This is a genomic window from Streptomyces sp. NP-1717, assembly GCF_022695985.1.
In the GTDB taxonomy this organism is placed as follows: domain Bacteria; phylum Actinomycetota; class Actinomycetes; order Streptomycetales; family Streptomycetaceae; genus Streptomyces.
Map to the genome: position 1 here is coordinate 1 of NZ_JAAPBF010000218.1, position 12,248 is coordinate 12,248.

Annotated in this window: 12 protein-coding genes and 1 riboswitch; of the genes, 4 read left to right on the plus strand and 8 right to left on the minus strand. The window is 72.4% G+C overall.

Translation table 11 applies throughout. The features are described from left to right. Positions 1-16: 16 nt before the first annotated feature. The 6 genes from GXP76_RS29345 to ribD form a co-directional block, all read right to left on the minus strand. A complete protein-coding gene (locus GXP76_RS29345) occupies positions 17-286 on the minus strand; it encodes a phosphoribosyl-ATP diphosphatase (RefSeq protein ID WP_078079905.1) in 270 nt (89 codons plus the stop codon). A gap of 34 nt (positions 287-320) precedes the next feature. After that, the gene (gene ribH / locus GXP76_RS29350; RefSeq protein ID WP_242574647.1) at positions 321-806 is read right to left on the minus strand and encodes a 6,7-dimethyl-8-ribityllumazine synthase; all 486 of its coding nucleotides are present in this window, start codon (positions 804-806) and stop codon (positions 321-323) included. A 102-nt stretch (positions 807-908) separates the two neighbouring features. Beyond that, positions 909-2,201, minus strand: a complete 1,293-nt coding sequence (locus GXP76_RS29355) for a bifunctional 3,4-dihydroxy-2-butanone-4-phosphate synthase/GTP cyclohydrolase II (protein WP_242574648.1) — start codon at positions 2,199-2,201, stop codon at positions 909-911. After that, on the minus strand, positions 2,198-2,875 hold the full coding sequence (locus GXP76_RS29360) for a nicotinamide mononucleotide transporter family protein (protein WP_242574649.1): 678 nt from the start codon (positions 2,873-2,875) through the stop codon (positions 2,198-2,200). The genes GXP76_RS29355 and GXP76_RS29360 overlap by 4 nt, the downstream gene beginning before the upstream one ends. Beyond that, the gene (locus tag GXP76_RS29365; protein WP_242574650.1) at positions 2,872-3,492 is read right to left on the minus strand and encodes a riboflavin synthase; all 621 of its coding nucleotides are present in this window, start codon (positions 3,490-3,492) and stop codon (positions 2,872-2,874) included. The genes GXP76_RS29360 and GXP76_RS29365 overlap by 4 nt, the downstream gene beginning before the upstream one ends. Next, positions 3,493-4,626, minus strand: a complete 1,134-nt coding sequence (gene ribD / locus GXP76_RS29370; protein ID WP_242574657.1) for a bifunctional diaminohydroxyphosphoribosylaminopyrimidine deaminase/5-amino-6-(5-phosphoribosylamino)uracil reductase RibD — start codon at positions 4,624-4,626, stop codon at positions 3,493-3,495. It lies immediately after the preceding gene. 173 nt (positions 4,627-4,799) lie between these two features. Continuing rightward, positions 4,800-4,930, minus strand: a riboswitch (FMN riboswitch). Positions 4,931-5,144: 214 nt separating this feature from the next. On the opposite strand from ribD, the gene GXP76_RS29375 reads away from it, so the two are divergent. Continuing rightward, positions 5,145-5,891, plus strand: coding sequence for an SDR family oxidoreductase (locus GXP76_RS29375; protein WP_242574651.1), 747 nt, complete (start codon positions 5,145-5,147; stop codon positions 5,889-5,891). A 100-nt stretch (positions 5,892-5,991) separates the two neighbouring features. On the opposite strand, the gene GXP76_RS29380 is transcribed toward GXP76_RS29375, so the two are convergent. Further along, entirely contained in the window at positions 5,992-7,176 is a 1,185-nt protein-coding gene (locus GXP76_RS29380; protein WP_242574652.1) for an ROK family transcriptional regulator, read from the minus strand. A 131-nt stretch (positions 7,177-7,307) separates the two neighbouring features. On the opposite strand from GXP76_RS29380, the gene GXP76_RS29385 reads away from it, so the two are divergent. The 3 genes from GXP76_RS29385 to GXP76_RS29395 all read left to right on the plus strand — a co-directional run bounded on the left by GXP76_RS29385 (position 7,308) and on the right by GXP76_RS29395 (position 10,926). After that, positions 7,308-8,555, plus strand: coding sequence for an MFS transporter (locus tag GXP76_RS29385; protein WP_242574653.1), 1,248 nt, complete (start codon positions 7,308-7,310; stop codon positions 8,553-8,555). A 166-nt stretch (positions 8,556-8,721) separates the two neighbouring features. Next, positions 8,722-10,140 carry a uracil-xanthine permease family protein gene (locus tag GXP76_RS29390; RefSeq protein ID WP_242574654.1) on the plus strand — a complete coding sequence of 473 codons (1,419 nt, stop codon included), beginning with the start codon at positions 8,722-8,724 and terminating at the stop codon, positions 10,138-10,140. A gap of 84 nt (positions 10,141-10,224) precedes the next feature. Next, positions 10,225-10,926, plus strand: a complete 702-nt coding sequence (locus GXP76_RS29395; protein ID WP_242574655.1) for a DUF5995 family protein — start codon at positions 10,225-10,227, stop codon at positions 10,924-10,926. A 64-nt stretch (positions 10,927-10,990) separates the two neighbouring features. On the opposite strand, the gene GXP76_RS29400 is transcribed toward GXP76_RS29395, so the two are convergent. Further along, a partial coding sequence (locus GXP76_RS29400; RefSeq protein ID WP_242574656.1) for an FAD-dependent oxidoreductase occupies positions 10,991-12,248 on the minus strand: 1,258 nt, incomplete at its 5' end.

The window sequence follows — 12,248 nt, forward strand, 5'->3', positions numbered from 1 at the left end:
GCGCCGGGGGTGGTGCTCAGAGATGGGAGTAGACGTCGTCGAGCGAGATCCCGCGCGCGACCATCATCACCTGGACGTGGTACAGCAGCTGCGAGATCTCCTCGGCGGTGGCTTCGGGGCCTTCGTACTCGGCCGCCATCCACACCTCGGCGGCCTCTTCGACGACCTTCTTACCGATGGCGTGCACTCCCTTGTCCACCAGTTCGGCGGTGCGGGAGGTGCTGGGGTCGCCCGTGGCGGCCTTCTGCTGGAGCTCGGTGAAGAGCTCCTCGAACGTCTTCGACATGGTGAGGCCCACCCTACGCGGTCCCGCCGGGCCGTCAGCGCCAGGGTTCGGCGACCGTACGCAGGGTGGCCGCCGTGGCGACGGCGGCGGTGACGGCCTCGTGCCCCTTGTCCTCGCTGGAGCCCTCCAGTCCGGCCCGGTCGAGCGCCTGCTCCTCGGTGTCGCAGGTCAGTACGCCGAAGCCGACCGGCACCCCGGTGTCGATCGAGACCTTGGTCAGGCCCTGGGTGACGCCCTGGCACACGTAGTCGAAGTGGGGGGTCCCGCCGCGGATGACGACGCCGAGGGCGACGACGGCGTCGTAGCCGCGGTCGGCGAGCACCTTCGCGACGACGGGCAGCTCGAAGCTGCCGGGGACCCTGAGCAGGGTCGGCTCGTCGATGCCCAGCTCGCGCAGCGCGCGCAGGGCGCCGTCGACCAGTCCGTCCATGACCTTCTCGTGCCACAGGGCCGCGATGACCGCCACCCGCAGGTCGCCGCAGTTGCGGACGGACAGTTCGGGTGCACCCTTGCCGCTCATGTCTCTCCTGTTGTTCCGAAGTGCCGATGTGCCGACGCGCCGATGTGCCGACGCGCCGATGTGCCGACGCGCCGAAATGTGTACGTCGTGGTCGCGCCGTGGTTACTGGTTGCCGCAGGCCGAGGTGGCCGCCGGGTCGAGCCAGGGCAGTTCGTGCCCCATCCGGTCCCGCTTGGTGCGCAGGTACCGCAGGTTGTGCTCGCCCGCCTGGACGGGCATGGGCTCGCGAGCGGTCACGTCGAGACCGTGCCGGGTCAACGCGTCGATCTTGTCGGGGTTGTTGGTCATCAGCCGCAGGCCGCGCACGCCGAGGTCGTCGAGTATCCGTGCCCCGGCCGCGTAGTCCCGCGCGTCGGCGGGCAGGCCCAGTTCCAGGTTGGCGTCGAGGGTGTCGTGCCCGCGCTCCTGGAGTTCGTAGGCGCGCAGCTTGGACAGCAGGCCGATGCCGCGCCCCTCGTGGCCGCGCAGATAGACGACGACGCCCCGGCCCTCCTCCGTGACGCGCCGCATCGACGCCTGGAGCTGTGGGCCGCAGTCGCAGCGCTGGGAGGAGAAGATGTCGCCGGTCAGGCACTCGGAGTGCATCCTGACGAGTACGTCCGTGCCGTCACCGATGTCACCGTGGACGAGGGCGACATGCTCGACGCCGTCGACGGTGGAGCGGTAGCCGAACGCGGTGAACTCGCCGAACGCCGTGGGCAGCCGGACCTCGGCCTCGCGGCGGACGGTGGGCTCGGCCGAACGCCGGTAGGCGATCAGGTCCTCGATGGAGATGATCGTCAGGCCGTGCTTGCGCGCGAACGGGACCAGCTCGGGCAGCCGGAGCATCACACCGTCCTCGCCCGCGATCTCGACGATCGCCCCGGCCGGGCGCAGCCCCGCGAGCCGGGCCAGGTCGACCGCCGCCTCGGTGTGACCGTTGCGTACGAGCACCCCGCCCGGCTTGGCGCGCAGCGGGAAGACATGGCCGGGGCGGACGAAGTCGCCGGGCCCGGCCGCGCTTCCGGCCGCGAGCAGCCGCAGTGTGGTGGCCCGGTCGGCGGCCGAGATGCCGGTGGTGACGCCGTGGGCCGGGGCCGCGTCGACCGAGACGGTGAAGGCGGTGCGCATCGATTCGGTGTTGTTGTCGACCATCTGCGGCAGTTCGAGCCGGTCCAGCTCGTCGCCCTCCATGGGCGCGCAGATCAGTCCGCGGCACTCGCTCATCATGAAGGCGACGATCTCGGGGGTCGCCTTCTCGGCGGCGATCACCAGATCGCCCTCGTTCTCGCGGTCCTCGTCGTCGACGACCACGACGGGACGGCCCGCGGCGATGTCCATGACGGCCCGCTCCACGGGGTCGAGGGCGAAGTCCTCGATGTTGTCGGTGGAGTACCAGGTGGGCTGTGCGGTCATGCTGCTGCTCCTTCCAGAGCCGGGGTGCCGGCGCGGGTGCGCAGCCACCAGTCACGCAGTCCCCAGAGGACGAGGCCGAGGTAGACGACGTACACGAAGCCGGAGAAGGCGAGTCCGCTGCTGAAGGCGAGCGGTACGCCGACGAGGTCGACCAGGAGCCAGGCGAACCAGAACTCGACCAGACCGCGCGCCTGGGCGACCATCGCGGCGAGGGTGCCGACGAAGATGTACGCGTCGGGCCAGGGGTTCCAGGACAGGTCGGGTACGGCGGTGAACAGGCCGCCGACGGCGAGTGTGCCGAGCGCGGTGCCGCCGAGGAGCAGCCAGCGCTCGGGCCAGGTGGCGAACCGTACGGCGATCGTGCCGACGGAGCCGTCGGCGTCTCGCCGCCGTCCGCGCTGCCACATCCGCCAGCCCCACAACGCCACGCCGATGACGAGGAGTTGCTTGCCCACGCCGCCGCTGAGGTTCGCCGAGGCGTAGGCGGCGACGAGGACGACGCCGGACAGCAACTGCGCGGGCCAGGTCAGGATCGAGCGCCGCCAGCCGAGCGCGAGGGCGATGAGGCCGATGGAGTTGCCGATCAGGTCGGACCAGATGAGGTGCTGGCCGAAGGCGGTGAACGCCTCCGCGTTGAGCCGGTCCAGGGCCGGCCAGGAGGGCAGGGCGCTCATCGGACCGGCCCCCCGGCGTCCGGGGCGGGGAAGGCCAGCAGCCGCTCCACGTACTTGGCGATCACGTCGACCTCCAGGTTGACGGGGTCGCCGGGCTGCTTGATGCCGAGGGTGGTCAGCGCGAGGGTGGTGGGGATGAGGCTGATGGTGAAGTAGTCGGGTCCGGCGTCGACGACCGTGAGGCTGACGCCGTCGACGGTGATGGAGCCCTTCTCGACCACGTAGCGGGCGAGTTCGGCGGGGAGCGAGACCTTGACGATCTCCCAGTGCTCGGACGCCTTGCGGTCCACGACCGTGCCGGTGCCGTCGACATGGCCCTGGACGATGTGTCCGCCGAGCCGCCCGCCGACGGCCATGGGCCGCTCCAGGTTGACCCGGGCGCCGGGCACGAGCGCGCCGAGGCTGGAGCGGTCGAGGGTCTCGGCCATGACGTCGGCGGTGAACTCGCCGCCCTCTTCGAGGTCGACGACCGTGAGGCAGACGCCGTTGACGGCGATCGAGTCACCGTGCTTGGCGCCTTCGGTGACGGCGGGGCCGCGCAGACGGAAGCGGGAGGAGTCGCCGAGGTTCTCGACGGCGGTGACCTCACCCAGTTCTTCGACGATTCCGGTGAACACTCAACGCTCCTTGGGAGTTGCGACGGTTGCGGTGCCCGCTGGTGCGGTGCTCGCGGGTGCGGCGCGTTCCGGTGCGGCGGTGATGCGCAGGTCGGGACCGACGCGCTCGGTCCCGGTCATCCGCAGGCGCAACGCCCGCGCGAGGGTGGTGATTCCGGCGTCGCCGAGAGCGGCGGGTCCGGCGCCGAGCAGAACGGGCGCGAGATAGCCGACGACCTTGTCGACGGCCCCGGCGGCGACGAAGGCACCGGCCAGCGTCGGGCCGCCTTCGAGGAGTACGGAGCGGACGCCGCGCGCGTGCAGGGCGGCGAGCAGATCCGGGACGGACAGGCCCCGTTCGGCGCGCGGCAGCCGCAGGACGTCGACGGGCTCCTCGCCGGGCCCCGCCGCCTTGAGGTGCGTCGTGTCCGCGTCCTCGGCGACGGCGATCAGCGTGGGCGCCGCGGCGTCCAGGACGCGTGCCCCCGGCCGTACGGCGGTGGCCTCGGTGTCGACCACGACCCGCAGCGGCTGGACGGCGCCCTCGACGCCCCGTACCGCGAGGTGCGGGTCGTCCGCGCGAGCGGTCCCGGAGCCGACGACGACCGCGTCGGCCTCGGCGCGGAGCCGGTGGACGTCGGCGCGGGACTCGGCGGAGGTGATCCACCGGCTGGTGGCGTCGGCCGCGGCGATCCGGCCGTCGAGTGTGGCGGCGTACTTCCACAGGACGTGGGGGCGGCCGAGCCGTACGGAGGTGAGCCAGGCCGCGTTGCCCGCCTCGGCCTCGCCGGCGAGCAGCCCCTGCTCGACCCGTACTCCGGCCGCGCGCAACGTGTCGGCGCCGCCGGTGGCCTGGGGGTTGGGGTCGGCGACCGCGTACACGACGCGGGCGATCCCGGCCTCGACGAGCGCCCGGGCGCAGGGTCCGGTGCGGCCGGTGTGGTCGCACGGTTCGAGGGTGACGTACGCGGTGCCGCCGCTCGCCCGGTCGCCGGCGGCGCGCAGGGCGTGGATCTCGGCGTGCGGACCGCCGGCGCGCTGGTGGAATCCCTCGCCCGCGGGCTCTCCGGCGGCGTCGAGTATCACGCATCCGACGACCGGATTGGGGCTGGTGGCGCCGAGCGCGCGGGCGGCGAGCGTGATGGCTCGGCGCATGGCGTCGATGTCGGCCGTGGTGGTGGCCACCGGGTCCTCCCTGCCTCTGGGGCACGGACTCCGGGGCCTGTCGATGACGACAGAGAAACGGGAAACGCACACGGGTACGCCGAGACCGGTGAACGGAACGTCCGAGGACGATCCGCCGACGGCGGCATACCGATGACGGCCCGCCGCGCACTGCCTCCCATCCGGACTTTCACCGTCGGTCCAGGAGTTTCACCTGGTCAACCGGCCGCTGGAAGCGGTCGGGTCGCGGACTGTAACCGCCGGTTCGGAATTGCACCGACCCCGGAGTGCGCTGCTGCTGGTACGGGACCAGTGTGCCACGCCTGATCGTCGGCCATCGCCGGTGTGTGCGCCGAATCACAGACGGTGGCCGGACCGGTGGCCGCACGGCGGCCGGACGCTGGTCGCGGGCGGACACGGAAGGAGACGGAAGGACACGGCCGGATCTTCACGACACTCCCCGGCCCCCTGTCGTCACGGGGAGCCCCACACGCTGGCAGGCTTGGGCCATGGCGACAATCCTCGTGACCGGTGGTACGGGCACACTTGGCAGACAGGTCGTGGACCGGCTGCGCACGGACGGGCACAACGTCCGTTCGCTGAGCCGGAGTTCACAGCCGTACGCCGTCGATCTGCGCGACGACGACAGCAGGGCGCTGGACCGGGCGCTGAAGGGGGTGGACGTGGTCGTCCACTGCGCCTCCTCGGCGCGCGGCGGTGACGACAGGGCGGCGGCGCACTTGGTGGAGTCGGCCGTACGCTCGAAGATTCCGCATCTCGTCTACATCTCGGTCGTCGGGGGCGACCGGCTGCCGCTCGGTTACTACCGGACGAAGCGGATCGTCGAGCGGATGATCGAGGATTCGGGGCTCGGCTGGACGATCCTGCGGACGACCCAGTTCCACGATCTGGTGCTGAAGATGCTGGAGGGCGCGACGAAGCTGCCGGTCGCCACGGTGCTGCCGGCGCGGGTCAGCCTGCAACCGATCGGCTCGGCGGAGGTCGCGTCGCGGCTGGCGGACCTGGCCACGCGCCCGCCGGCGGGCCGGGTGCCCGATCTCGGGGGGCCCGAGGTCCGCACGCTCCAGGATCTGGCCGAGGCGTATCTGCGGGCGACGGGCCACAAGCGACGGCTGGTGGCGATGCCGCTCTTCGGCAAGGCGTACGCGGGCTACCGGCGGGGCGATCAGCTGGCGCCCGAACGGGCCGTGGGCAGAGAGACGTTCGAGGACTTCCTGGCGACGCGGAAGATGTGAGGCGCCGCGACGGCCGTCTCACCGGCCGTCAGGCCCGCCGGCACCTCTGTCGACTTGTCCGTAGTCGGACCGGCCGCCGGACCGGCCGCCGGATCCGGCGTCAGCCCGCCGGGGCGAACAGGTCGTCCTGGGCGGCGTCCCGCGCCGTCAGCAGCGCTCCCCGCAGCACGGCCGCGCCGCCCAGGGAACTCGCCACGACCTCCGTACGCAGGGGGGACATCTCGGCCAGCCGGGTCTCGACGCGGGACGCCAGCGCCGGGCCGCCCGCCTGACCGACCTCGCCGCCCAGGACCACGGTGCCGGGGTCGAGGACGGCGCTGATGGCCGCGGCGCCGACCGCGAGCGGCGCGGCGAGGGCGTCGAGGAAGGCGTCGCCCGCGGCGCCCGCCGTGAGGGCGGCGCGCACGACGGCCGCGGCGGGCGGCTCCTGGGGACCGGCCTCGGCGAACAGGCCGTGGCGCTCGGCGAGTTCGCAGATGCCCGCCGAGCCGGCGAGCGTGTGGAAGCCGCCGTCGCAGGCGGTGGCGGAAGGCAGCCCCGAGGTCCCCGGCACGGGCAGGAAGCCGATCTCGCCGGCGCCGCCCGACGCGCCGCGCCGGACCTTGCCGTCCAGGACGAGGGCGGCGCCCACGCCGAAGCCGAGCCACAGCAGTACGAAGGTGCCCGCGCCCCGGCCGCGGGCGGCGCCGACGCGCTGTTCGGCGACGGCGGCGAGATTGGTCTCGTTCTCCACGAGGACCTTCGCGGTCAGGCGTTCCTGGAGCGCGGCGACAAGTCTTCGGTGCCAGGCGGGCAGTCCGCTGGTCTCGCGGAGTTCGCCGGTCACCGGGTCGATCAGGCCGGGCGCGCCGATGCCCACGCTGTGCAGGCGTACGGCGCCCGCCTCGCGGGCGGTGCGCTCCAGCAGGGCCGCCGCGCCCTCGACGGCCGGTTCGGTGCCCGTGTCGCTGCCGATGGGCAGCACCGCCTCGGCGAGCGTGGCCCCGAGGAGGTCGGTGACGACGACGGTGACGCTCTGCGTCCGTACGTCGAGCGCGGCGAGGTGCGCCCGGTCGGCGACCAGCCCGTACAGCCGCGCGTTCGGGCCCCGGCGCCTGCCTCCCGTCTCGCCGACGACCGTGACGAGTCCGGAGCCTTGCAGCCGCTCCACCAGATCGGCGACGGTGGGCCGGGAGAGCCCGGTGAGCGTCTTGAGCTGTCCCGCCGTCAACGGGCCTTCGTCCTGGAGGAATTCCAGGGCGAGGCGGTCGTTGATGGCCCGTGCCGTGCTCGGGGATGCGGCCATGGCTGGATCCTTCCAGATGTCTGCGGATCTCATCGCGCCCACGCCGTCTATTTATCAGGCAGGGTTCCTGATAGTTTACTGCCGCACTGTTGGAACGGCGCCCGCGCGCCGCACGGGGAGGACGAAACCGAATGCCGAGTGGACCACCGGTCTTCGACGGACAGCGACTGCGGCAGGCGCGATTCGCCGTGGCCGCCGTCTTCTGTGTGCACGGCGCGGTCACCGGCAGTTTCGCGACCCGTATCCCCTGGATCCAGGACCACGCCGCGCTGAGCGCCGGGCAGTTGGGGCTAGCGCTCGCCTTCCCCGCCATCGGCGCCTCGGTGGCGATGCCGCTGGCCGGCGCGATCAGCCACCGCTTCGGCGCGCGCACGGCGCTGCGCGGACTGCTCGCGCTGTGGACGCTCTCCCTCACCCTGCCCGCGCTCGCCCCGAACCTGGTCACGCTCTGTCTGGCGCTCTTCGTGTACGGCGCCACCTCGGGCATGTCGGACGTCGCGATGAACGCCCTCGGGGTGGAGATCGAGAACCGGCTCGACAAGTCGATCATGTCCAGCCTGCACGGCATGTGGAGCACGGGCGCGCTGCTGGGCTCCGCCGGCGGCACGCTCGCGGCCCACATGGACAGCGACGCCCGTGTGCACCATCTGATCGCCGCCACCGTGCTCACCGTCACGGGCCTGATCGCCTGCCGGTGGGTGCTCGACCTGCGCAGCACGCCCGAGGACGAGCCGCCGCCGCGCTTCGCCCTGCCGCCGAGGTCCGCGCTGCTCATCGGCGCCGTCGGCTTCTGCGCGGTCTTCGCGGAGGGCGCGAGCCTCGACTGGTCGGCGGTGTACCTGGAGGACGTCCTGGACACCTCCCCCGGTCTCGCCGCCGCGTCCACCACAGCCTTCGCCCTCACCATGGCCATCGCGCGGCTGCTCGGCGACCGGGTGGTCGACCGCTTCGGCGCCGTGCGGTGCGTCAGGGTGGGCGGCGTCTCCGCCACGCTCGGCGGCGCGCTCGTGGTCCTCGCGCCCAACCCCCTTGTCGCCCTGGGCGGATTCGCCCTCGTCGGGCTGGGTGTGGCCGTGGTCGTACCGCTGGCCTTCGCCGCCGCCGGGCGCAGCGGGCCCAACCCCAGCCAGGCCATCGCGGGCGTCGCGACCATCACGTACACCTCGGGACTGATCGCCCCCTCGGCAATCGGCGCGGTGGCCGACGCGACCTCGCTGGTGACCTCGTTCGGCCTGGTGACCGTGCTGGCCTTCGGTCTGGTGCTGGGCGCGAGCGTGCTCAGGACCGGGGACCGGCGTACGGCACCGGCGGCCGGTACGGGTCCGGCGGAGCAGGCGCCTTCCGTACCGGACGGGCTCAAGAGCCCGTCCGGCGACTGAGGACGAGGCCGGCCGGGGCGCGCGACCGGACCGGGTCGTCGGCCGCCGGACGCGGTGTCCCGAGGTCACGCGCGGGCTCCTGGGCGGACTCGCCCGGGAGCCGCCGGACGCCAGGACCTACGATGACGCAGATCTCGGCACCGGACGCGGAAGTGGAGCCACCCTCATGAAGCCCCTCACGAAGCTCGGTGTGCACTGGACCCTGCACGGGGACGGAGGGACACCCGCGCCCGGCGCCGTCGTACGGCCCGACGAGCGGCTCTCCTGGCCCCGTACGGCCGGGCTCGGCGCCCAGCACGTGGTGGCGATGTTCGGCGCGTCGTTCGTGGCGCCCGTGCTGATGGGCCTCGACCCCAACCTCGCGATCATGATGTCCGGTGTCGCGACGGTCATATTCCTGCTGGCCACCCGGGGCCAGGTACCCAGCTATCTCGGCTGCTCGCTGTCGTTCGTCGGGGTCGCCGCCACCATCCGGGCATCGGGCGGCGACAGCGCCACCGTGACCGGCGCGGTCTTCGTCGTCGCCGTCGTGCTCTTCCTCTCGGGCGTGGCCGTACGGCGGTTCGGCGCCCGGATCATCCACGCCGCGATGCCGCCGGTCGTGACGGGCGCGGTCGTGATGCTCATCGGGTTCAACCTGGCGCCGGTCTCCGCCAAGACCTACTGGCCGCAGGACCAGTGGACCGCGCTGCTCGTGATGGTGTTCACAGCGCTGGCCGTGGTCTGTCTGCGCGGCTTCTGGTCACGTATCGCGATCTTCCTCGGTCTGCTCTTCGGCTACGGCGTCTCCTGGCTCTTCGACCGGCTCTTCGGCAAGATCCACTCCCCCGCGGGCGGCGCCGAGTCCGTCGACCACTGGCGTCTGGACCTCTCCCTGGTCGGGAAGGCCGACTGGGTCGGGCTCCCGGACTTCCACGCGCCGAGCTTCGAGTGGTCGGCCGTCCTGGTCGCGCTGCCCGTCGTCATCGCGCTGATCGCGGAGAACGCCGGCCATGTGAAGGCCGTCGGCGAGATGACCGGCGACTCCCTCGACAGCAAGCTGGGCACGGCGATCGGCGCCGACGGCGCCGCGTCGATGCTCTCCACCGCCGTGGGCGGACCGCCCAACACCACGTACTCCGAGAACATCGGCGTGATGGCCGCGACCCGTGTGTACTCGACGGCCGCGTACTGGGCCGCCGGCGGCTTCGCACTTCTCTTCGGGCTCTGCCCGAAGTTCGGCGCCGTCGTCGCCGCGATTCCCGGCGGGGTGCTGGGCGGTATCACCGTCATCCTCTACGGCATGATCGGGCTGCTCGGAGCGCAGATCTGGATCAACGCCGGGGTGGATCTGCGCAATCCGCTGAACCTGGTGCCGGCCGCGGCGGGCATCATCATCGGGGTCGGCGGGGTCAGTCTGACGTTCACGGACAGCTTCGAACTCGGCGGCATCGCGCTCGGCTCGCTCGTGGTCATCGTCGGCTACCACGTGCTGCGCGCCTTCGCCCCGCCGCATCTGAAGGGCGACGGACCGCTCCTCGACTCGGGCACGTCCACGTACGACAGCGGGGACGAGGGAGACCGGGGGCCCGCCCCGAGGCCGTAACCGGCCGGGCCCCTCCTTCCCCCGTTCTGACGAAGTCCCGGTCCCCCGGCACCTGGCGGACCGGCGGGCTGAAACGCTTCTCCCATGGCGAAGATCCAGTTGTTCGCGGCCCGGCCCGACGAGGACGGACGCGCGCCCGACTGCGCGTGGCGGCGGATGGACGCGCTGCGTGCCGACTGGCCGGACGGCGACGGGGTGGCCGTGTTCAACCGGCTCTGCCTGTCGGCCGCCGACGACACCGGGGTGTCGTACGGCGGCGGTCACGCCGTCGCGCGGGAGGCCGCCGCGCTGCGCTCGGCACTCGTCGAGCGGTATCTCGCCGCCGTCGACGCGGTGGCCGTGGGCGGGCGCGCACCGGCGGGCTGGCGGCCACTCTTCCAGTACCGGCGGCATCCGGGCGTACGGCCCGCGCAGTTCGCGCTCGCGGGCGTCAACGCGCACGTCGGGCACGATCTGCCGCTCGCGACGGTGGACCTCTGCCGGGCACGCGGCTGTGAACCGGCCGAGCTGGAGACGGCGTTCGCGCATGTCGGCGACGCGCTCGCGCTGCTCGCGGAGCGCGTCGGCGACGAGGTCCCGGCCGGCCCCGACACGCTGCGGGTCGGCGACCCGCTCACGCATCTGCTCGGTTCCTGGAGTCTGGACCGGGCTCTGGAAGCGGCCTGGTCGTCGGCGCGGGTGCTCTGGGGGCTGCGCGAAGTGCCGCCGCTGGCCGAGGAGTTCAGGGAGCGGATGGACGCGGGGGTGGGACTGGTGGGGCGGTGTCTGCTCACGCCGTACGGCTGAACCGCCCGTACGCCCCGTACCGTTCAGCGCCCGCGCGCCCCGCCTTCCGACCCTCCGCGCGCCCTCAGTCCTCCGGCAGCTCGACCGGGGCGATCTCGTCGTACACGTCGCCCGGTCCGGGATTCGTCGCGTCCGTGGCGCCGCCGAAGTGCGTCATCACACCCCACACGGCGTTGAGCGCGGTCTGTACGGCGCCCTCGGCCCACCCCGCCGTCCACGAGATGTCGTCGCCCGCCAGGAAGATCCCGCGCTTGTCGGCGGGCAGCCGGTCCTGCATGAAGTGGGTGAACAGCCGGCGCTGGTAGCGGTAGTGCCCCGGCAGGTTCGCCTTGAACGCGCCCATGAAGTACGGCTCGTTCTCCCACGACACCGTCACCGGGCTGCCGATGACGTGCCCCCGGATGTCGACCTTCGGATAGATCTCGCCGAGCGACTTCAGCATGACCTCCATCCGCTCGTTCGCCGACAGCGGCAGCCACTTCAGGCTGTCGTCGCACCAGGTGTAGGAGAGACAGATGACGGCCGGCCTGTCGGGCCCGTTGTCCAGGAGGTACGTGCCGCGCGTCATCCGGTCGGTGAGGGTCATCGACATCGTGTCGCGGCCGGTCGGCTCTCCCCGGTCGTCGACGGCCTCGTCCAGCCAGAACGGCCGGTCCACCGGCACGAACAGCTTGGACGACTCCATGTAGTGGGTGCGCTCCATCGCCGTCCAGTGGTCGATCGGGAAGAGCGAGTCCGAGCAGTCGATCTTCGAGAGCAGCAGCCAGGACTGCGCGGTGAACACGGCGGCCCGGTAGGTGCGGATGTCCCCGGCGGCGTCGGTGACGGTGATCCGGTCGCCCGCGGTGCGCCGCAGCCGGGTCACGGCGCCGCGCGGCTCGCCGCCGTGCAGGGAGGAGAGCGACGTGCCGAGGGGCCAGTGCGTGATCTTGGCCGGTTCGCGCTCCCAGAGCCGCAGCGGCAACTGGCTGCTGCCGCCGACGATTCCCCGGTGGTGGTCGTCGGCCTCGGAGTAGACGACGCGCAGGATCTCCAGGATGGAGTTGGGGAAGTCGGTGTCCCAGCCGCCCGTGCCGAAGCCGACCTGGCCGAAGATCTCGCGGTGCCGGAAGGACTTGAAGGCGTCGGAGTCGCAGAGGAAGCCGTAGAAGGTCTGGTTGTCGAGCTTCTCCACCAGCCGCGCCCAGATCTCCCGGATGCGCGGTACGTCGCGCTCGCGCATGGCGCGGTTCATGTCGGAGAAGTCGGCGCCCTCTTCCAGGCAGGTGTTCCAGGCGTCCATCACGTCGCGGTAGACCTGCGGCAGGTCGTCGATCGTCCGC

Excerpts from the sequence above, each read along its gene's own strand:
- GXP76_RS29390 (WP_242574654.1), top strand. The coding sequence starts at position 8,722 with ATGAAGCCCCTCACGAAGCTCGGTGTGCACTGGACCCTGCACGGGGAC.
- GXP76_RS29360 (WP_242574649.1), bottom strand. The coding sequence starts at position 2,875 with ATGAGCGCCCTGCCCTCCTGGCCGGCCCTGGACCGGCTCAACGCGGAG.
- GXP76_RS29355 (WP_242574648.1), bottom strand. The coding sequence starts at position 2,201 with ATGACCGCACAGCCCACCTGGTACTCCACCGACAACATCGAGGACTTC.
- GXP76_RS29375 (WP_242574651.1), top strand. The coding sequence starts at position 5,145 with ATGGCGACAATCCTCGTGACCGGTGGTACGGGCACACTTGGCAGACAG.
- GXP76_RS29345 (WP_078079905.1), bottom strand. The coding sequence starts at position 286 with ATGTCGAAGACGTTCGAGGAGCTCTTCACCGAGCTCCAGCAGAAGGCC.
- GXP76_RS29385 (WP_242574653.1), top strand. The coding sequence starts at position 7,308 with ATGCCGAGTGGACCACCGGTCTTCGACGGACAGCGACTGCGGCAGGCG.
- GXP76_RS29380 (WP_242574652.1), bottom strand. The coding sequence starts at position 7,176 with ATGGCCGCATCCCCGAGCACGGCACGGGCCATCAACGACCGCCTCGCC.
- ribH (WP_242574647.1), bottom strand. The coding sequence starts at position 806 with ATGAGCGGCAAGGGTGCACCCGAACTGTCCGTCCGCAACTGCGGCGAC.
- ribD (WP_242574657.1), bottom strand. The coding sequence starts at position 4,626 with ATGCGCCGAGCCATCACGCTCGCCGCCCGCGCGCTCGGCGCCACCAGC.
- GXP76_RS29395 (WP_242574655.1), top strand. The coding sequence starts at position 10,225 with ATGGCGAAGATCCAGTTGTTCGCGGCCCGGCCCGACGAGGACGGACGC.